The organism is Waddliaceae bacterium (assembly GCA_018694295.1).
Taxonomy (GTDB): domain Bacteria; phylum Chlamydiota; class Chlamydiia; order Chlamydiales; family JABHNK01; genus JABHNK01.
The window spans coordinates 1-18492 of the sequence record JABHNK010000027.1; the positions used below are offsets into that span (position 1 = coordinate 1).

At 43.2% G+C, this 18492-nt stretch carries 15 protein-coding genes and 2 tRNA genes; 12 read left to right on the forward strand and 5 right to left on the reverse strand.

Going from position 1 to position 18492, the window contains the following annotated elements; genetic code table 11:
• Window positions 1-281 (reverse strand): hypothetical protein (locus tag HN980_03185; protein ID MBT6928483.1); only part of this gene is annotated, 281 nt, incomplete at its 3' end.
• Window positions 282-372: 91 nt separating this feature from the next.
• Window positions 373-699, reverse strand: coding sequence for a DUF952 domain-containing protein (locus tag HN980_03190; GenBank protein ID MBT6928484.1), 327 nt, complete (start codon window positions 697-699; stop codon window positions 373-375).
• 85 nt (window positions 700-784) lie between these two features.
• Here HN980_03190 and HN980_03195 point away from each other — a divergent pair, with 85 nt between their 5' ends.
• From HN980_03195 to HN980_03210, 4 genes are all read left to right on the forward strand, one after another.
• Window positions 785-1027: a hypothetical protein gene (locus HN980_03195; GenBank protein ID MBT6928485.1), complete on the forward strand. Its 243-nt coding sequence runs from the start codon at window positions 785-787 to the stop codon at window positions 1025-1027.
• Window positions 1028-1041: 14 nt separating this feature from the next.
• Window positions 1042-1128, forward strand: a tRNA-Ser gene (locus tag HN980_03200).
• Window positions 1129-1397: 269 nt separating this feature from the next.
• Window positions 1398-1484: transfer RNA gene (locus HN980_03205), tRNA-Ser, on the forward strand.
• A 206-nt stretch (window positions 1485-1690) separates the two neighbouring features.
• Complete coding sequence (locus tag HN980_03210; GenBank protein ID MBT6928486.1) at window positions 1691-2518, forward strand: hypothetical protein; 828 nt, start codon at window positions 1691-1693, stop codon at window positions 2516-2518.
• Between the two features lie 238 nt (window positions 2519-2756).
• Here the strand turns inward: HN980_03210 and HN980_03215 are convergent, their stop codons facing one another.
• The gene (locus tag HN980_03215; GenBank protein MBT6928487.1) at window positions 2757-3662 is read right to left on the reverse strand and encodes a methyltransferase domain-containing protein; all 906 of its coding nucleotides are present in this window, start codon (window positions 3660-3662) and stop codon (window positions 2757-2759) included.
• Window positions 3663-4021: 359 nt separating this feature from the next.
• Here HN980_03215 and HN980_03220 point away from each other — a divergent pair, with 359 nt between their 5' ends.
• From HN980_03220 to mnmG, 5 genes are all read left to right on the forward strand, one after another.
• Window positions 4022-4900: a Fic family protein gene (locus tag HN980_03220; protein ID MBT6928488.1), complete on the forward strand. Its 879-nt coding sequence runs from the start codon at window positions 4022-4024 to the stop codon at window positions 4898-4900.
• A gap of 257 nt (window positions 4901-5157) precedes the next feature.
• Window positions 5158-7299, forward strand: a complete 2142-nt coding sequence (locus tag HN980_03225) for a SpoIIE family protein phosphatase (protein MBT6928489.1) — start codon at window positions 5158-5160, stop codon at window positions 7297-7299.
• A gap of 288 nt (window positions 7300-7587) precedes the next feature.
• Window positions 7588-9027: a replicative DNA helicase gene (gene dnaB, locus HN980_03230; GenBank protein MBT6928490.1), complete on the forward strand. Its 1440-nt coding sequence runs from the start codon at window positions 7588-7590 to the stop codon at window positions 9025-9027.
• 352 nt (window positions 9028-9379) lie between these two features.
• Window positions 9380-9469, forward strand: coding sequence for an AURKAIP1/COX24 domain-containing protein (locus HN980_03235; protein MBT6928491.1), 90 nt, complete (start codon window positions 9380-9382; stop codon window positions 9467-9469).
• A 95-nt stretch (window positions 9470-9564) separates the two neighbouring features.
• On the forward strand, window positions 9565-11385 hold the full coding sequence (mnmG, locus tag HN980_03240; GenBank protein MBT6928492.1) for a tRNA uridine-5-carboxymethylaminomethyl(34) synthesis enzyme MnmG: 1821 nt from the start codon (window positions 9565-9567) through the stop codon (window positions 11383-11385).
• A gap of 513 nt (window positions 11386-11898) precedes the next feature.
• On the opposite strand, the gene HN980_03245 is transcribed toward mnmG, so the two are convergent.
• Both HN980_03245 and pseB read right to left on the reverse strand, forming a co-directional pair.
• Entirely contained in the window at window positions 11899-12663 is a 765-nt protein-coding gene (locus tag HN980_03245; protein MBT6928493.1) for a lipoate--protein ligase family protein, read from the reverse strand.
• A gap of 483 nt (window positions 12664-13146) precedes the next feature.
• Complete coding sequence (pseB, locus tag HN980_03250; GenBank protein MBT6928494.1) at window positions 13147-14151, reverse strand: UDP-N-acetylglucosamine 4,6-dehydratase (inverting); 1005 nt, start codon at window positions 14149-14151, stop codon at window positions 13147-13149.
• Between the two features lie 117 nt (window positions 14152-14268).
• Here pseB and HN980_03255 point away from each other — a divergent pair, with 117 nt between their 5' ends.
• The 3 genes from HN980_03255 to HN980_03265 all read left to right on the forward strand — a co-directional run.
• Window positions 14269-16122 carry a type IIA DNA topoisomerase subunit B gene (locus HN980_03255; protein MBT6928495.1) on the forward strand — a complete coding sequence of 618 codons (1854 nt, stop codon included), beginning with the start codon at window positions 14269-14271 and terminating at the stop codon, window positions 16120-16122.
• 2 nt (window positions 16123-16124) lie between these two features.
• Entirely contained in the window at window positions 16125-18041 is a 1917-nt protein-coding gene (locus HN980_03260) for a DNA topoisomerase IV subunit A (protein MBT6928496.1), read from the forward strand.
• The coding region (locus HN980_03265) for a hypothetical protein (GenBank protein ID MBT6928497.1) at window positions 18038-18492 on the forward strand (455 nt) is incomplete at its 3' end. The genes HN980_03260 and HN980_03265, both read left to right, overlap by 4 nt.

An 18492-nucleotide genomic window follows, 5' to 3' on the forward strand; every position in this document is an offset into this window, starting at 1 on the left:
AAATGTATGTTCACAGGGTCGGCGTCCAATTCTCCAAGATACTGATGATCGGAGAATGTGATTTTATTCTCGAATTCTTCAGAGACTTCTCTTTTCAGGGCAACGATTCTATAGTCTTCGCAGGAATCGTGGTCTTTCTTGTCGATCTTGCCGCTTGGAAAAAAATTTGTTTTCGGCCCTGAATGGTCGGGGCCATCAGGTCTATTTTCGATGAGGACTTTTCCGTCTTTGTAGAAGACAAAAACAACAGCTTCCATGCGATTATCTTTATACGAAAACATATGATCCTTGCTCCTTGTTCTTCTGTCTGAAGATCTTAACTTAATATCCGAATGCCCCGCCTGACCCTATTAAAAGAGCTCCTTAAAACCGTCACGTCTGCTGCGATTCTAGGATTCTAATTGCATCAAAAGGAATGCAACCTTCGTATAGATGGAAATATTTGTTTTTCCCTCCGGGATTGCTCTCGTGCTCAAGCCTTCCTTTGAGTTTATCCCTGTCAATTTTTAATACGACGACGTTTTGGCCGGCGAAGAATTTTTCGACGACGTTCCCAAGCTGATGTTCTTCACTAAGATGGATAAACTTTTTATCATCAGAAGTAAGAATAAATTCTTTTCTTTCGGATATCTCTTTCCAATGATCTGCAGTAACAACTTTGTAGAGATATAATGGTACTTTGAAACCGCTTTCGTTCATTGTGTCCCTCACAAATGTCTTATTGTTCTAGAACTTGTCAGATTATTATAATGTTCAATACTATAAAAAATCAAGGAGCTGTTGCATGTTCGAGAATATTAACAAACAAGCAAAGCATTCGACGACATCATCAAAGCGCGCCATACCGTACGGGCTTTCAGCTCTAACGGCGCAAAAAAAGAATAGAAAACAGCGATACTACACGCTGGATTATAGCGTAGAGCGTATAGAAGAAGATAAGATTTTTCACCACGGAGGCACGGAGGTCACGGAGAGCGAAAATTACTCTTGTCGAAAAAACACCATCTCGTTACTATTGTGTGCTTAATATGTATTTATTATGGAAAGGTGGCTGAGTGGCCGAAAGCGCATCCCTGCTAAGGATGAGTACCCTAACGGGTACCGTGGGTTCAAATCCCACCCTTTCCGAATATGGGATAAAAGCCTTGTGAATTAGAGGCTTTCATGGAAAAAGTGTATGGATTTGAACCCACGTGGGTTCACAAGTCGCGTAGCGATGCGAGTGCCACGTAGTGGTAAGCCCGTAAGGGCCGAGGGCATCAGCCCGAGTCCATCCCACCCTTTCCGATTGCCAAGGCAATAAAATGCCTTGGCATCTTCTTTTATCAGTGATTGTTAATAATGACAAGAGGTGGCGAAGTTCACCGTTTACCATTTACAGTTCACAGTTTATCTATGGAGGAGTGTCCGAGTGGCCGAAGGAGCACGCTTGGAAAGCGTGTATATGTGAAAACGTATCGTGGGTTCGAATCCCACCTCCTCCGAAAGCAAGAGCCGAGCAAAAGCTCGGCTTTCTTGCTTTAGTAGGAGGTGGGATGAGCAAGTCGCGTAGCGATGCGAGTGCCACCACGTTAGTGATTAGCCCATTAGGATGAGGATGCTTTAGAATCCATGTTCCGACTTCGCTACGCTCCGTAAAGCATCATAAACACACGAAAGTTAGGCGTTATATAACCTACAAGAGTATATTATGTTAAAAAGTCATTTTGATTCAGTCGAAGAATACTTACTGGCATTAAAAAAAGTTGGAGATAACACAGGGCATAGCCTTCACAAGGGTAATCCTCGTGAGGCTTTTATCCGTGAGTTTTTAAAAGAGCACTTAAGTGATAGAGTGTCAATCGGCTCGGGGGAAATAATCGATAAAAATTCTCGTCCTGGAGAAAAGCGAAATCAGCAAGATATTATTATTTTTAAAGAGGAATATCCTCGAATAAATTTTGGTGGTGAGGTTTGGGGTATTTTAGCCGAGTCGGTTGTTGCGACAATCGAAGTAAAGTCTACATTAACTGAGAAAGAATTAACTTCAGCAATAAGGGCGGCAAAAAATACGAAAGATCTGAATATATCGGCGAACAATGTAGTAATCACAACAGGATGGACACCTCCCGCGCCATTAAATTTTGTAGTTGCATACGACGGGCCGGCTAAGATGGAAACTGTACATGGATGGATAGATAAAATCTATAAAGCCGAAAATATTGAGTCTCCACAAATGGGCAAAACATTAAAGGAGAGACAGAAAATCTCTTCACCTGCGATTGATGGCATATTCATTTTAGGAAAAGGTTTTATCTTGTTCGATAATTTGCCTTTCTCGTTTATTCCAGATGAAAAAAGGTCCAATAAAGATAGCGTTGATAAAAAATGGAGTGTAATAGACATCGAACGAGGGGCATCGTTAATGTTATTCTTGGTTTTAACGCAGGCAGTCAGTGTTATGAATTTTACAACATTCAATGCTATATCTTACGCATCTTCCTTTAGTGTTAAACCAGAGGATCTCAATTTCAAGTAAAGCGGCGCTGTATCTAGTAGTGCATATGCGGTTCTACTTTCATCCCCTCCCCACAGTCCCCTTATCAATCCCCAGCCTCTCGGCGATTTCCCGATAGCCCATCCCTAACGTCTTCAACTCCTTGATCTTGGGGGCAAGCATCTGATACGTTGGCACCACCTGGTTCAATGAAATCTTAACCCTCACCTCGATTTGTGCTGCGGTACGACTTGGTAGCAACCTCTTCCGAGCTTTAGCTCTAGAATATCTGAAACGGCCAGTTTTCTGATTTTGTTGCTAAAAATACTCCCCAACGCTGTTCACCCGAACGGCACCGTTCGATTGTATTTTTCCAACCTGTAGTGATCTTTTCATATTCTTCTCGAGAATATTTTCTGATATACTCTTCTTTTATCGATTCTAGTTTTTTTAATTCATCTTGTAATTCTTCAACAAACTCCTTTGTAGAATCCTGAGCAATTACATCTGAAAAACCAGCCTGTTCCAAAAGTTCTTTGTAACGGCAAAGAGTTTCCATGTCATATTGTCGTTGTGTGATATATGTTTTAATGCCTTCAGAAAGTTTTCCTTCTCCAATGCAATAATCGGAAATTAACAACTTACCTCCGGGCTTTAGCCATGAAAAGGTTTTTTCAAATAGCTTTGTTTTATCAAAAATGTGCACTAAAACATCTCTGCTATAAATGACATCAAACGATACTTCTGGGAATTCTTTTTCGACAATGTCAGCAAGCTGAAAGTCTATCAAGACACCGTTATTTTGACGTGAAGCGCGTTCTTTAGCAATTTGTATCATTGCTTCTGAGCAATCAATCCCTAAGGCGCTTACATCATAATTATCGGCCACATAAAAACAAGCTCCTCCAGTACCACAACCAATATCCAAAACGTTTTGACCCGCTTGCAACTTAAGCAACGAAAACATTTTCTTAGCACGCTTAAGCCCTCCGACAGTAACAAAGCCATCGCCGAAAATTTCTTCGTAACGCAAAATATTATCTGTTGAATATTGTTCTTTCATTTGACTCTCTCTTTTCGTTATGTCTACTAAAGTTTTTGACAGAAAAAAATCAGGAGAACTATTACTGTAACAAAGATGGGTTGTTGCCAGCAATAATAACATTTTTGATGCAAAATTTTTCATATCATAAAACATATTCTCTGGTTTCAAGGGGTTAAGAATATACTAAAAACAGCGCTGCTTAAAGTTAAATCATCTGAATTAATGTCCGAATGTCTGGCCTGACCCCATTTTGACCCCATTTGCGGCCCCTTTTGTTTAATTTAACGATTTTGACCCCTATATCGTTATAAACAACAAAATGCTTGAGCTTTTAACGGTTTTGTTGACAAAATCGTATTTTTTATTAAAATCTTGTTTAATTTAACGCTTTTGAGCCCTATATCGTTATAAACAGCAAAATACTTGAGGTTTTAACGGTTTTGTTGACAAAGTCGTTAACTTGTGATATAATTAATTATATATAAAAACGAGGCTATTTTATGGTTAAAGTTTCAAGTACTTATAAAAAAATTGATGGTCTTCGTGCGAGATATTATAAGACAGCTCTTGACAAAGAACACTTATTGAAAATAATTGCTGAATCAGAAATTTCGGAGCATGTATATAATTCCAATGCTATTGAAAATAGCACTTTAACTTTAGAAGAAACAGATAAAATTTTGCATCAAATTGATTGTGATAGATTTATTTCTGCAAGAGAAATGTTTGAGGCAAAAAATTTAGCGCGAGTTGTTTCTTATATAGAAAAAAAAGCAAAAGAACAGGAATTGAATCTTAATGTAATGCTTTTTTTACATAAAATACTTCTTTCAAATATTAATGATGATATATCGGGAAGATTTAGGAAAGATAATGAATTTGTACGTGTAGGAAGCCACATAGCCCCAAGCCCCAAAGAAGTAGTTGAACTCCTTGAAGAAATGTTCGCTGAATACAATTCAACCCCATCTTTAAATATCATTAAACGTATAGCTAAATTGCATCTTGTTTTTGAATATATTCATCCTTTTTGCGATGGCAATGGTCGTATTGGTAGAGTAATTATAAATTACTTACTTATTAGAGAAGGCTATGTCCCTATTAACATTAAATTCATTGATAGAAAAGATTATTATCAATCTTTTAGAGAGTTTGATTTGGATAATAAGACTGCTATTATGGAAAAAATCGTTGGTAGGGCGCTTACTAATAGTTATCATAAAAGATTATCATATTTGGAAGACGGTAAAATTGTTTCACTTTCAGATTATGCAAAAAGCAAAAAACTTTCTTATCCAAATTTGATTAATAAAGCTAAAAGACAAACAATAGAAGCTTTTCTAGAAAAAGGAGAGTGGAAAATCAGTGGCTCCCGCTGAGAACCGCGTCGAGAATATCTCAGCCATTCGAGAAAAAATCGGGCCCAACTTGTAAAAAACGGCAAAAGTGCCGTTTTAGGTGCAATCGGTCATGGTTCATTTTTGTTCTATGGTCCGATCCTCCTTCATTTTAACCCCATTTTCATTTTTCTTGACTTATCGGTATGTTATCGAAATAATACAGAATATTTGACATCGGCCTGTCTTTACAGCGACTGCCCGGGATTACTACAGCCATAAAAAATGGAGAGCCACTCATGGAAAGAAAGACTAAAATCAAGATTAGGACAAAAATATTACTTTTAGTCTTAGGCCTTCCTCTTATTTCTTTATTTTTATTTAGCTATAAAATAAACAATGACCTAAGAGCTACTGGGAATTTCATTTTACAAAACAGCATCACCTTGGGAAGTAACGCTGCTCTTGAGAGTGAAAAAACTTTAAAAGAGCAGTCAAAAAGCTATCTGTTGCGCATAGTAGAAAACCAAGCTGCTGTAAGTAATGCTATCTTTGAAAAAGTCGAGTTGTCTGTTGATATTTTAACAGATCATGCATCTTCACTATGGGACAATCAATCACAGCTTCAGCCAGGCCCTTCTTTTTATTGGGACAGTGAAATAGATCCAAACAATCCTCCTCTATCGGTTTGCAGGCTTGCCCTTGAAAATAATGAAGGCATAGAAAAAGATATCGATATCTCAAGTAATATTGACAACTTATTTGTGTCAAGTCTTGCTCATGATCCTAATATAAAAATACTCCAGATAGGCACAGAAACCGGTTTACATAGAAGGTCTCCTTTTACCAGAAAGCATAAAAAAGGATATGATCCACGAGTGCGCGATTGGTATAAAGATGCTATTAAATCAGATGTTGCCGGTTGGTCAGAACCTTATATAAGCGCCACTGAAGAGCTCTTAATGATTACGTGTTATAAAGCCGTTTACAATAAAAACAATGAATTAGCAGGCGTCCTTGGCGCTGATGTGATATTAGACGTATTAAACGATAAAATCATTAATACTCAGATAGGTGATCTTGGATATGCTTTTTTAATGGATCAAAAAGGAAGGATTATTGTCAGTCCTGGATCGGCCAAAGGAGATCAAAAATGGGACGAGTCTTTTGAAACAGAATCATGGCTTAACCATAAAAATGCTGCTTTAAAAAATATCGCCAAGGATATGACTGCTGGGAAAACAGGTATTGTGCAATCTAGATATAATGACGAAGAGAAATTCATTGCTTATGCTCCTCTTAAAAATACCAGCTGGAGTTTAGGCATAGTGATGTCTGTAAAAGAGGTAATTTCCTCAGCGGAAAATACTAAGAACAAAATAAATGCTTCGACTAAAGTTACAGAGCAACAGATTAAGACACATCTTAAAAAGTTTGATCTTATTTTTGCTATTTTTCTAGTGGTAATCATGACAATAGTATCATTTTTAGGGATCCGGCTTTCAAAGAAAATCACAGACCCTATTATATTACTTAATAAGGGCGCCAATATTATCGGCAGCGGGAAATTAGAGCATAAATTAGATATACAAACTGGCGACGAGCTTGAGTCTTTATCCGATGCCTTTAATAAAATGGCAGAAAATTTAAAATCGTACATAAAAAATCTTAATACAACTACCGCCGAAAAAGAGAAAATCGAGAGCGAGCTAAATATTGCGAAAGAAATTCAGATGAGCCTGCTTCCGAATATTTTCCCTCCTTTCCCTGACAGAAAAGAGTTTGATATATTTGCGGACATGAATCCTGCCAAAGAAGTTGGCGGCGATTTATATGACTTCTTTTTTATCAATGAAAGGAAGTTATGCTTTTTAATAGGTGATGTTTCTGGCAAAGGTGTTCCTGCGGCGCTGTTTATGGTTATCACAAAGATTCTTTTAAAGACACAGGCTTTAAGAGGACTTTCTCCTAGTGAAATATTAGACAACGTAAATAAAATCATTTACCCTGAAAATGATGAGAACATGTTTATCACTGTTTTTTGCGCAATAATTGACACTGTTACAGGAGAGGTAGAATATTCTAATGCTGGGCACAACCCTCCATTAATATATACTAAAGGCGAGGACTTCACGTATCTTAAAATGGAAAGAAGTTTTGTTGTTGGCCCAATGGAAGACACGAATTATGTTACAAGAAAAATACAATTAAACCCAAACGACATGATTTTTCTTTATACCGATGGTGTTACAGAGGCGACGAACAAAGATTTAGAATTGTTTAATGAAGCTCGATTACAAGAAGCTCTTTCAAAGATAGAAGATGTAAACCCTGAAAATGTTATTGCTGAAGTCAAAAGCCAGGTAAATAAATTTGTTGGCGAAGCGGAGCAATCAGATGACATAACGATGTTAGCTTTGAGGTATAAAGGATTAGAATAAGAGTGGTTTGTGTCAGGATTTCAGTGTTGCGATGATAAGATTACAACATTAAAAGCCTGACACCGTTACTAGAACCCCGATGATTTTCTTATGTATTTCGGGGGCTTGGGGGAGAATCCCACAACCAGTTCTATTTCTCTGTGTTCTCCGTGCCTCCGTGGTAGTAATTCCTATTTCGAGTTCCTCTCATTTTCCAATTTGATTGAAATTGCCTCATTGACATTTTGGTTATGGTTGTTTATCGTAGTGGCTCATTAATTTATATGGTTTGTATAAGGAAGGTTTAGTATGGCTTCAAATTCTGATATTCTTAAAATTGCTCCGCATTCCAAAGAATCGGAGATGATGGTTTTGGGGTGTATGTTGACGAGCGTCAACGCCTTGAACATCGGATCTGACGGTCTTGACGACAGCGATTTTTATTTCACAGAACACCGTATTGTCTTTGGAGTTTTGAAGACGGCATACCGCTCCGACAAGCCTGCCGACATACACCTTGTCTGTGAGGAGCTGAAACGCCTCGATAAGCTCGACGCCATCGGTGGCGTCTCTTATGTTACTACATTGGCGCAGTACGCTGGGACGTCGGCATATATCGAAGAATATGTAAGCATCGTCCGCAGCAAGTCTGTGTTACGCAAGATGATCAACGCCGCACAGATCATCGAGAAGAAAGCTTTAGAAGACCCTGCTAGCGTCCGTGAAGAGCTCGACAAGGCCCAGCAGCTTCTCTTCGAGATAAGCCAGTCGGCGAACCCTATCGCCGGAACTGCCCTCACCGACATCCTTTCTGGTGTAAAGGCGAAGTCCGAGCTTCCGTATCTTAAGGAGCTAGAGCAGCGTCAGGAAGAATTCCAGAAACGCGGCCCTGGAGACCCTGGGATTACTGGCATGCCCTCACATTTCCTTGACCTCGACAAGATGCTCAACGGTTTCCAGGACTCAAACCTTATGATCCTCGCTGCGCGTCCTGCCATGGGTAAGACGGCGTTAGCGATAAACATCGCCGAGAACGTATGTTTCAGAGACCAAGTTCCTGTAGGGATCTTCTCTTTGGAGATGAGCGCCGAGCAGTATGTCCATAGGATGATATGCTCGCAGTCGGAAGTAGAATCTCATAATATACAGACAGGCGCGCTCGATGGTGTCGCATACCAACGTATTGTCTCTACTGTCAATATGATGCACCAGCATACTATGATCATCGACGACCAGCCTGGCCTCGTCATCACCGACCTCCGCGCCCGTGCTCGTCGCATGAAGGAGACCTATGATATAGGCTTCCTCGTCGTCGACTACCTACAGCTTATTGCAGGGTCTGGGTCTAGGGGTAATTCCGAGAACCGCCAGTCTGAGATCTCCGAGATCTCACGGATGCTAAAGAACCTCGCCCGTGAGCTTGACATCCCAATAATGTGCCTATCGCAGCTGTCGCGTAAGGTCGAAGAACGTACCGGCCACCGTCCTATGATGAGCGACCTTCGGGAATCGGGAAGTATCGAGCAAGACGCCGATATCGTTATGTTCCTGCTGCGCCGCGAATACTACGACCCCCTCGACAAGCCCGGCATGGCAGAACTTATCATCTCAAAGAACCGCCACGGCGCCACCGGCAATGTAAACCTTACCTTCAGAAAAGAAATCGCACAGTTCGCCGACTACAGCCCCATGGATACCATGTCCATCGGCGGTGTGCCACTAAAAGGCATCCCCGCAGGAGCCATATAAACAGTGACCAGTTATCATTGAACAATGAATAAACCCGGACACGGCAGTGCCCCCTCTCGACGTTGTCGTAAGAGTAAGGTTGTATCTTTACGCGTGCTATAGGAAAAACAAAGAAAAGAAGTGCAGTTAACGACAATGTTGATAGCTGTGCGTCTGCTGCGCGCTCTGCGCAGTGGCGCTCTCTGTGTAACTCCGTGGTTCTCCGTGGCTCCGTGGTAAAATCCTACTCCTGGTCCTGCTCTTCTTTGCTATCCGCTATTAAAAAGGCTTTACTTTTTTTTTGGTGGTGGTGTATGATGTTCACATTATTTGAGTTAATGAACAGTAAATATTTCGTATAACTGGAGAGAACATGTCTTCTGTAAAAAAGAAGCGTAAAGCTAAAATCGCCAAGCACAAGCGCAACAAACGCCGCCGTAGCAACCGTCACAAGAAAAAGTAGTAAGCATTTTTTGCTTTCTATCATTTCTATATTATATCGGTGCATCGTGGTGTGTTTGGTACAACAACCGCAGCGTGCTGTGCTGAATATAAATTATGTGGATATACCCTAAAGATTATGATGTAATCGTCATCGGCGGAGGCCATGCCGGCTGTGAAGCTGCTTTTGCCTCGGCACGGATGGGTGCTACGACGTTATTGCTTACCATGAATCTTGACACTATCGGCAAGATGAGCTGCAACCCCGCCATTGGCGGTGTTGGTAAGGGCACCATTGTCCGCGAGCTCGACGCTCTTGGCGGTGAGATGGGCAAGGTCATCGACATGACGGGCATACAGTTCCGCATGCTCAACAAATCCAAAGGCCCTGCTGTCTGGGCTCCTCGCGCTCAGGCCGACAAGGTATTATATCAGTATGAGATGAAGCGTCGTCTCGAAGACACCAAAAACCTCGACGTCAAGCATGGCACTGTAGAGTCTCTCGTAGTCGAAGACGGAGAAATTCGCGGCGTTTCTACGATAAAAGGCATAACATATCGTTGTCGTACTGTAGTTTTATCGTCGGGGACGTTCATGCGCGGTCTCATCCATATCGGCGACACGAATTTCCCTGGAGGCCGTGAGGGTGACAAGCCCTCGTCAAAGTTATCGGAAAATCTCATATCTTTAGGTCTCGACCTCGGACGTCTCAAGACGGGAACGCCACCACGAATCCACTGCCGAAGCATCGATTATTCTAAGACCGAAGAGCAGGTCGGCGATGAAGGGATACATTTTTCTTTCGACACCCCTACCGACCACCCTCTTCGGCAGGTGTCATGTCATCTAACTTATACTACCGTTGCTACCAAAGAGATAATAACATCTAATATCCACCGTTCTCCGTTATATCAAGGAACGATAAAAGGCATAGGCCCGCGGTATTGTCCTTCTATCGAAGACAAAGTGATGCGTTTCCCCCACAAAGACCGCCACCAGATATTCCTCGAGCCCGAAGGCTTAAACACCTCTGAGGTATATGTCAATGGTCTTTCTTCTTCGCTACCTATCGACGTGCAGCTTGACGTGATACATTCCGTCATTGGCCTCGAAGACGCCGAAGTAATACGCCCTGCTTATGCTATAGAATACGACTACATCACCAGCGGACAGATATCATTCTCTTTGGAGACGAAGAAAATCTCAGGACTTTTCCTCGCCGGACAGATAAACGGCACTTCTGGCTATGAAGAAGCCGCCGCACAAGGTTTCATCGCTGCCGTCAATGCCGTCAAGAAACTTCGTGGCGAAGAGCCTTTCATCTTGAAACGCTCCGAAGCATATATCGGTGTTATGATCGACGACATCGTCACTAAAGGCATCGACGAGCCTTATAGGATGTTCACAAGCAGAGCCGAACACCGTCTTCTTCTTCGCCAAGACAACGCTGACGTACGCCTCAGGGAGTATGGCTATGCTTTGGGTCTTGTCGACGAAGAGCGACATAAATCTCTCCTCAAGAAAAACGATACCGTCGCCAAGGAGGTTGAGCGTCTTACGAAGAAGTTCGTCACCGTCGGCAGCCGTGGCGTATCTTTGGCGCAGAAGCTCCGACGCCCCGAGGTAACGTATGACACCCTCCTCGAAGAGCATCCTGAGCATGTTTTCGACCACGGCATCGATACAAACATACAGATAGAACTTCACGTGAAATACGAGGGATACATCGAACGGCAAAAAAGCGACGTCGCACGCCTCGACAACCTCGAAAAGATACGCATCCCTAAAACATTCTCCTACGACGACATCACAGGCCTACGCAACGAAGCCCGCGAAAAACTCAAAAACGTCCTCCCAAGCAACCTCGGGCAAGCTTCACGAATCCCCGGCGTCTCACCAGCAGATATCTCTATCCTCATGGTCTTCTTCAAACGATAGCATTACATTGGAGAGGGACCCTGCCCTCCCCAAACCCCTCCCGCCAAAGGAAACGAAGTTTCCTCTGGACTCCTGTTTGCCTATTGTGTCGCCACACTCCCGTCGCCCATCGCTTCGTTACTATGAAGTGCGCCAGCTAAAAAAGCGCTTAGCCCTCTAAGGAGGGCTCATTTTCGGCTTACGCCAAAAATACCTGCGCTTTCTTGTAAGAACTTAAAAAGTCATGATGACTTTTTTAGTGCTCCTGACTGGCGCCCTGCGCAAGCGAGTCCCGCCATCGGCGATTTTTGCTAATCCGCAAAAATCCTCTCCTCGGCGGGACAAAAGGATGCTTGGTTTTCTTCATTTTATTTCATTGCCATCGCTTCGATGGTGATGACTGGCAGCAAAGCGTAACAAGCATCAAACCTGCATTTGCAGATTTGGCGCTTGTTACGCTTTGTCGACTACATGGGGAGTCCAGAGGCGGACACCGCCTTTGGCGCGGGATTGTTAAGGGTGCGCGGAGCACCCTTAACCACTGGTCACTGACTTGCGGTGTGGGATGGATATTATGGTGGAGGCGTCGTCCCACGATATGTTGTGGAGGGTGTATCGTTTGTTGAGGGTGCTTAAGAGGCTTGTGAAGAAGGCGTTTTTGTTGGGGAGGAATTCTGACATTGTGCACAAGAAATCTTCGTGGTTTCTTCCAGCGCGATATTCTGGAGAACGTGGCGGATCACGAAGAAGGTTCATAAGCGTTGGATTGTAGCTCCATAAAAAAGAAGTGTGGTGAAGCCACCTTCCGCGACGGATATAATGTGCGTTGCCGGCGAATTTTTTGTCGCCGAAAACGTAGTCGCCTCCCCTTTCCGTAACGTCTTTATTGTCAAAGACATCGCCGTATAGATTTTTGCTCCACGACATGATGTTTTCCGGTATAGGATGTTCGACGCCAAGGAGATGTGTGTCGGCGATAAATGTTACGAAGAAAGTGTCCTCATCGACGGCGACGCTGCCACCACCGCTGAACCTCTTTATGATAGGAATGTTAAGCTTCTTTACGTCGTCGGTTTTGAACCATTTGTTCGCCTTTCCTGAGATGCCCATCACCATCGCTGGTGTGGTGCCTTTATTGACGATACACCACGTCCCTTTTCCTACACGAAGCAGTGCTTCTTCGAGGCGAAGCTGTTCTATTATGGGGGTGTTTTCTAGCGTTACGACGTTCATCGTTTCTGCGTTCTCGATGGTCTCTGAGGGGCTTTTTTGTGTATGTTCTTTTCTTGTCAACGTCATGTTTTTATTGTCTCTTTTTCACGATGTTATCGCACGCGTGCAAAAAAAACCAGTGCATTATTTTTTTTATTTTTACCTATAATCTTGTGTATCAGAAGCATAAATTCTTCGCAAAAAAAACCTTTGCGTGAAATTATTGTAAGCGTAGAATCCGAGGTAGATTTTAATGTTAGTTAGGTCTGCCGTTTGGGACCCCTAGGTATTAAGAACTCATCAACCAGTCTTAAAATGATTAAAGGATCATGACGCTAAAGATTTTTATTTAGAAAACCTTTAGGAAGCGGTCCATTTTAAAAAATCATGTTGATAGAGCGGTACCTAGGGCCCATCTGGCAGATTTTTTTTTGTAATACCAAGCACGAGTGAAAAACGTATAAATTAGCTTCAAGATTTTCGTCTAGAACGTCACGCGGAGATCGCGGCAAACATTTGTGTGTTAGCAAGATCGAGCGTGACATTTTAGGCGAAAAGATGAAGAAGAATTTATATGTTTTTTATTTGGGATTGGTATAATTCTTTTTCTGTGAGCCATCGTTCGTTAGTATCTGAAGCGTATGCGAACTCCTCCGAGACGCTATTTTCGGCGGTGTTTTTTGTTTTCAAGGAATTTTCATGCTGTCTTATAACGTAATATTCTGGGTGTTCGCTTGTGTTATGGGCGTCTTCGTTGCATACCATCACTTCGTGGATTTTCTCTCCTGGGCGTATCCCACAGATCTCTATAGGGATTTCTGGTGCTATCGCTTTTGCTAGGTCCACGACTTTCATGCTAGGGATTTTCGGTACGAAGATCTCGCCGCCTTCCATCTTCGTCAATGCCATCATGATGAATTTCGTTGCTTGTTCTAGTGTTATCCAGAAGCGCGTCATCCTTTCGTCGGTTACGGGTATCGTCGTCGCCCCTTTTTCTATCATCTTCTGCCACATAGGAACAATGCTTCCTCTGCTGCCGAGGACGTTACCGTATCGTACTACCGAGAAAATTGGGCGTTGCCGTTTCCCTGAGTAGACGTTAGCGGCGGTGAAGAGTTTATCGGAACATAGTTTCGTTGCGCCGTATAGGTTTGCGGGGTTTACGGCTTTATCGGTTGACAGTGCTATAACTTTTTCGACGTCGCGTTCTACTGCAGCGTCTATAACGTTCATTGCTCCCATGACGTTAGTTTTAACACATTCGCAGGGGTTATATTCTGCCGTAGGAATTTGCTTAAGCGCTGCTGCGTGGACGACGATATCGACGTCACGGAAAGCCATAAGTAGACGATCTTTGTCTCTGACATCACCGATGAAGTATCGTATTTTCTCGCTGTTGAAGATATGGTCGCTATTGCGCATCTCCCACTGTTTACATTCGTCTCTGCTAAAGACTATAACTTTTTCCGGGTTATGTTTTTCTAGAAGCATACGGACGAAAGCCCTTCCGAAGCTTCCTGTCCCCCCTGTTACCAGAATGACCTTACTATCTATCGAAGAAGGCTTTATAGCCATAATACACTCCATTGTTATATTACAATACTATATCATCACTCATAATTACTATATACACATTTTGACAAACATGCTATAGTTTCGTTTTTCCTGTAGAATCTCAAAAAAAGATATTATATGGCTAAGAAATATGACGAATCCACAGTAGTATCGCTCGATGCTTTACAGCATATACGCATACGCTCTGGCATGTATATTGGGCGTCTTGGCGACGGTTCCAACCCTGACGATGGTATATATGTCCTCCTTAAGGAAGTCATTGACAACAGCGTAGACGAATTTATCATGGGTCATGGTGATGTTGTTGACATAACAATCGACAAAGAATCGTGCAGTGTATCGATCCGCGACTATGGTCGTGGCATTCCTCTTGGCAAGGTCATCGACTGTGTCAGCAAGATCAACACGGGAGCGAAATACAACGACGATGTTTTCCAATTTTCTGTTGGATTGAATGGTGTAGGCACCAAGGCAGTAAATGCTCTTTCTAGTTATTTCATGGTACGAAGTCACCGTGACGGCAAATATACCGAGGCATCTTTCGAGCAGGGAATTATTAAGAAGAAAAAGAAAGGCTCCACTAAAGAGCCCAATGGCACATATGTCGAGTTCGTCCCCGACCCTGCGATTTTCGACTCCTATGAGTTTCAGGACGAATACGTTATGAAACGCCTATGGAATTATGCGTATCTTAATACTGGCTTGACTTTAGACTACAATGGCGAGAAAATCTCTTCCGACGGCGGTCTTCTCGATCTTTTGAATGCAGAAGTTTCTGAAGACAGCCTTTACGAGCCTTTACACTATAAGGGCAAGGGTTTGGAGTTTGCTTTCCTACATGCGCACAGTTATGGCGAAACATATTTTTCTTTCGTCAACGGACAATATACTGCTGATGGCGGCACGCATCTTTCTGCTTTCCGCGAAGGCATTCTCAAGGGTCTCAATGCTTATGCTGACAAGAATTTCCAGGGTGTCGATGTCCGCGAAGGCATCGTCGGTGCCGTCCTTGTTAAAGTGAAAGATCCTGTTTTCGAATCGCAGACAAAGAACAAGCTAGGGAACACGGACATCAGAGCTTCTATTGTCCAGCATGTCAAGGATGCCGTCATTGATCTGTTGTACAAGAACGCTGAAACGTCGTCTAAGATCATCGAGCGTATAGCTTTCAACGAGAAGCTCCGCCGCGAGCTGTCTTCTGTTAAGAAGATCGCCAAGGAGAAGCAGAAGAAGATATCGTATAAGATTCCTAAGCTTCGCGACTGCAAGTTTCATTTCTCTGACAACACTCCTGATGGCGAGAACAGTATGATCTTCCTTACCGAGGGCGACTCTGCCAGTGCTTCGATATTATCTTCGCGGAATCCTCTTACGCAGGCGGTTTTTTCTTTGAGGGGCAAGCCTTTGAATGTCTTCGGCCTCAAGCGCGATCAGCTATATAAGAACGAAGAGATGTTCAACCTTATGAATGCTCTAAATATTGAAGACGACATTGAGAACCTGCGTTATAATAAGATAATATTAGCTACCGATGCTGATGTCGACGGCATGCATATCAGGAACCTTCTACTAACTTTTTTCATGGTATATTTCGAAGGCATTGCTCTCAACGGGCATTTATCGCTCCTTGAAACGCCGCTGTTCAAGGTACGGAACAAGAAGGAGACTATATACTGTTATTCTGCTAAAGAGCGCGACAGCGCTTTAAGGAAGCTTAAGGGTTCTAACATCGAGGTAACGCGTTTCAAAGGCCTTGGTGAGATATCGCCCAATGAGTTCAAGCAGTTTATCGGCGACAACATGCGTCTTAAGACTGTAACGGTCAATGCTTTTTCCGACATAAAGCCTTCGCTAGAGTTTTATATGGGGAAGAACACTCCTAAGCGCAAGCAGTTTATCATCGACAACCTCATCAGCGAAGAGAAAGAGTTGCATGCCCTTGCAAAGATAACATCAACTACCAAGAAATAATTATGGAAGACCTCAAGAAGATATTACGTAAGAACTACATAACATACGCGTCGTACGTTATTCTCGACAGGGCGATTCCTAGTGTCGACGACGGCCTTAAGCCTGTACAGCGCCGCATCCTTCACACTCTACATACTGTCGACAACGGCACTTTCCATAAAGTCGCCAATATTGTTGGGCAGACGATGGCGTTCCATCCTCATGGTGATGCTGCTATTAATGACGCTCTTGTCAACATCGCCAACAAGGGCTTCCTTTTAGACCGCCAGGGAAATTTCGGTAACATCTATTCTGGGGATTCTGCTGCTGCTGCGCGATATATTGAGACGCGCCTATCGCCCTTGGCGCGGGACACTCTTTTCAACAAAGACCTTACTTCTTTTGTCCCTTCGTATGACAGTAGAAATGTCGAGCCTGTCGCCCTTCCTTCGAAGATCCCTCTTGTTTTGATACAGGGTGCTGAGGGTATCGCTGTTGGGATGTCTACGAAGATAATGCCTCATAATTTCGTTGAACTTCTCGATGCCGAGATTGCGATATTAGAGGGCGAAGATTTTGAGATACTCCCCGACTTCCTTACTGGCGGCATAATGGATGCTTCCGACTATGACAAGGGCCGCGGCAAGATACGTCTTCGCGCCAGCGTCGAGACTCCTGACGACAAAACCATCGTCATCAAGGAGATCTGCTATGGCACTACTACGGAGTCTTTGATACGTTCTATTGAAGAGGCTGCCAAGAAGGGCAAGATAAAGGTCGACACCATCAACGATTACACTACCGATGATGTTGAGATCGAGATAAAGCTTTCTCGCGGACATTATTCTACTCAGACGTTAGACGCCTTGTATGCTTTCACTGACTGTGAGGTATCGATAAGCCCGCAGTGTATCGTCATAAAAGAGCAAATGCCTTGGGAGACTAATGTCGACGAGATTTTGCGTTACCATACTAACAAGCTCAAAGAGTATCTCAAGGAAGAGCTTGAGATCGAGCGCGACCGCATCCTCAAGAAGATCTTCGACAAGACTTTGGAGCGTATTTTCATAGAGAACAAGCTTTACAAGAAGATCGAGAGCATCAAAACTTATGAAGGCATAATCACTGCTATCAAGAAAGCTCTCGTCCCTTATCATTCCGAGCTTTCCCATAAGCCTGACAAAGAAGACATCGAGCGTCTTCTTGCCATACCGATACGGCGCATTTCACGTTTCGACATCGACAAGAACCTCCGAGACATCGCGGAACATAAGAAGAAGCTTGCTTCTGTCGAGAGAGATCTTAGGAATATCAAGCGCTGTGCTATCCGATACCTTAAGAGTATCATCACGAAGTATGGCGACATGTTCCCTCGTCGTACCGCTATAGATGAGATCGCTACTGTCGACAAGCGCGTCATCACTACTCATGATGTCAAGGTGTATTACGATGCCAAGAGTGGGTTTTTGGGAACGAAGATTTCTTCCGACGACTATTTTGAATGTACCAACCTCGACAAGATCCTTATCATGTACAAAGACGGTGCATATACTGTCATCAACATCCCTGAGAAGCAATATATCCTCCGTGAGAAAAACCCAATAGCGTATATTGGTATTGCCGACAAGACAACGCAGCTCCGTGTGATCTTCCGTGATGCCAAGACGCGTTGTGCCTATGCCAAGAGCTTCATTGTGAAGAAATTCATTATCGACAGGGAGTATCGTTATTTTGAAGAAGGCGCCAAGCTCGACGTCATCACTACCGCCCCTGACGTTGTCGTAGAGCTACATTTCAAGCCAAAGCCTCGCCAGAAGATAGCGAAGATGTCCTACGACGTCGATTCTTTTGCTAGCATCAAGAGTGTTACTGCCCGTGGCATACGCCTTGCCAACAAAGAGGTAAAGAAAGTCAAAGTCGTGAAAAGAAAAACCCGATGAAGATATCATTACATTATGACGAGAGGAAGAAAGGCGTTGCATATATCATTGTCGACGGTGATCGATGGCGTGAAGTAGCGACGTCGGTATTCGGCAAGAAGCCCGACCTTCCAAAAGAGTGTTCTTCTTTCGAAGAGCTAGAAGAGAAATTCCAAGCGTTGGAATATCGTTGTGCTATGAGGTATGCGTTGACTCTTCTTTCTAAGGCGATGAATCCTACGAAGAAGCTTATTCAGAAGCTCAAAACAAAAGGAGTCTCTTCTTCGACGGCAGAACGCGTCATCGAGCGTTGCCAAAAGAATCGATATCTCGACGATATGGCATGGGCGGAAGCCACCGTGCGCAATGAGATGCGTAAGGGTAACGGCCCCCGTAGAATTATCATGAAGCTTATAACTAATGGCATTGAGAAGTCTCTTGCCGAAGACGTTATAGAGAAAGAATTTTCCGG

Coding starts and splice junctions, on each gene's coding strand:
- pseB (MBT6928494.1), bottom strand. CDS start 14,151: ATGGCTATAAAGCCTTCTTCGATAGATAGTAAGGTCATTCTGGTAACA.
- HN980_03195 (MBT6928485.1), top strand. CDS start 785: ATGTTCGAGAATATTAACAAACAAGCAAAGCATTCGACGACATCATCA.
- mnmG (MBT6928492.1), top strand. CDS start 9,565: ATGTGGATATACCCTAAAGATTATGATGTAATCGTCATCGGCGGAGGC.
- HN980_03245 (MBT6928493.1), bottom strand. CDS start 12,663: ATGACGTTGACAAGAAAAGAACATACACAAAAAAGCCCCTCAGAGACC.
- HN980_03215 (MBT6928487.1), bottom strand. CDS start 3,662: ATGAAAAATTTTGCATCAAAAATGTTATTATTGCTGGCAACAACCCAT.
- HN980_03255 (MBT6928495.1), top strand. CDS start 14,269: ATGGCTAAGAAATATGACGAATCCACAGTAGTATCGCTCGATGCTTTA.
- dnaB (MBT6928490.1), top strand. CDS start 7,588: ATGGCTTCAAATTCTGATATTCTTAAAATTGCTCCGCATTCCAAAGAA.
- HN980_03235 (MBT6928491.1), top strand. CDS start 9,380: ATGTCTTCTGTAAAAAAGAAGCGTAAAGCTAAAATCGCCAAGCACAAG.
- HN980_03260 (MBT6928496.1), top strand. CDS start 16,125: ATGGAAGACCTCAAGAAGATATTACGTAAGAACTACATAACATACGCG.
- HN980_03190 (MBT6928484.1), bottom strand. CDS start 699: ATGAACGAAAGCGGTTTCAAAGTACCATTATATCTCTACAAAGTTGTT.
- HN980_03220 (MBT6928488.1), top strand. CDS start 4,022: ATGGTTAAAGTTTCAAGTACTTATAAAAAAATTGATGGTCTTCGTGCG.
- HN980_03225 (MBT6928489.1), top strand. CDS start 5,158: ATGGAAAGAAAGACTAAAATCAAGATTAGGACAAAAATATTACTTTTA.
- HN980_03210 (MBT6928486.1), top strand. CDS start 1,691: ATGTTAAAAAGTCATTTTGATTCAGTCGAAGAATACTTACTGGCATTA.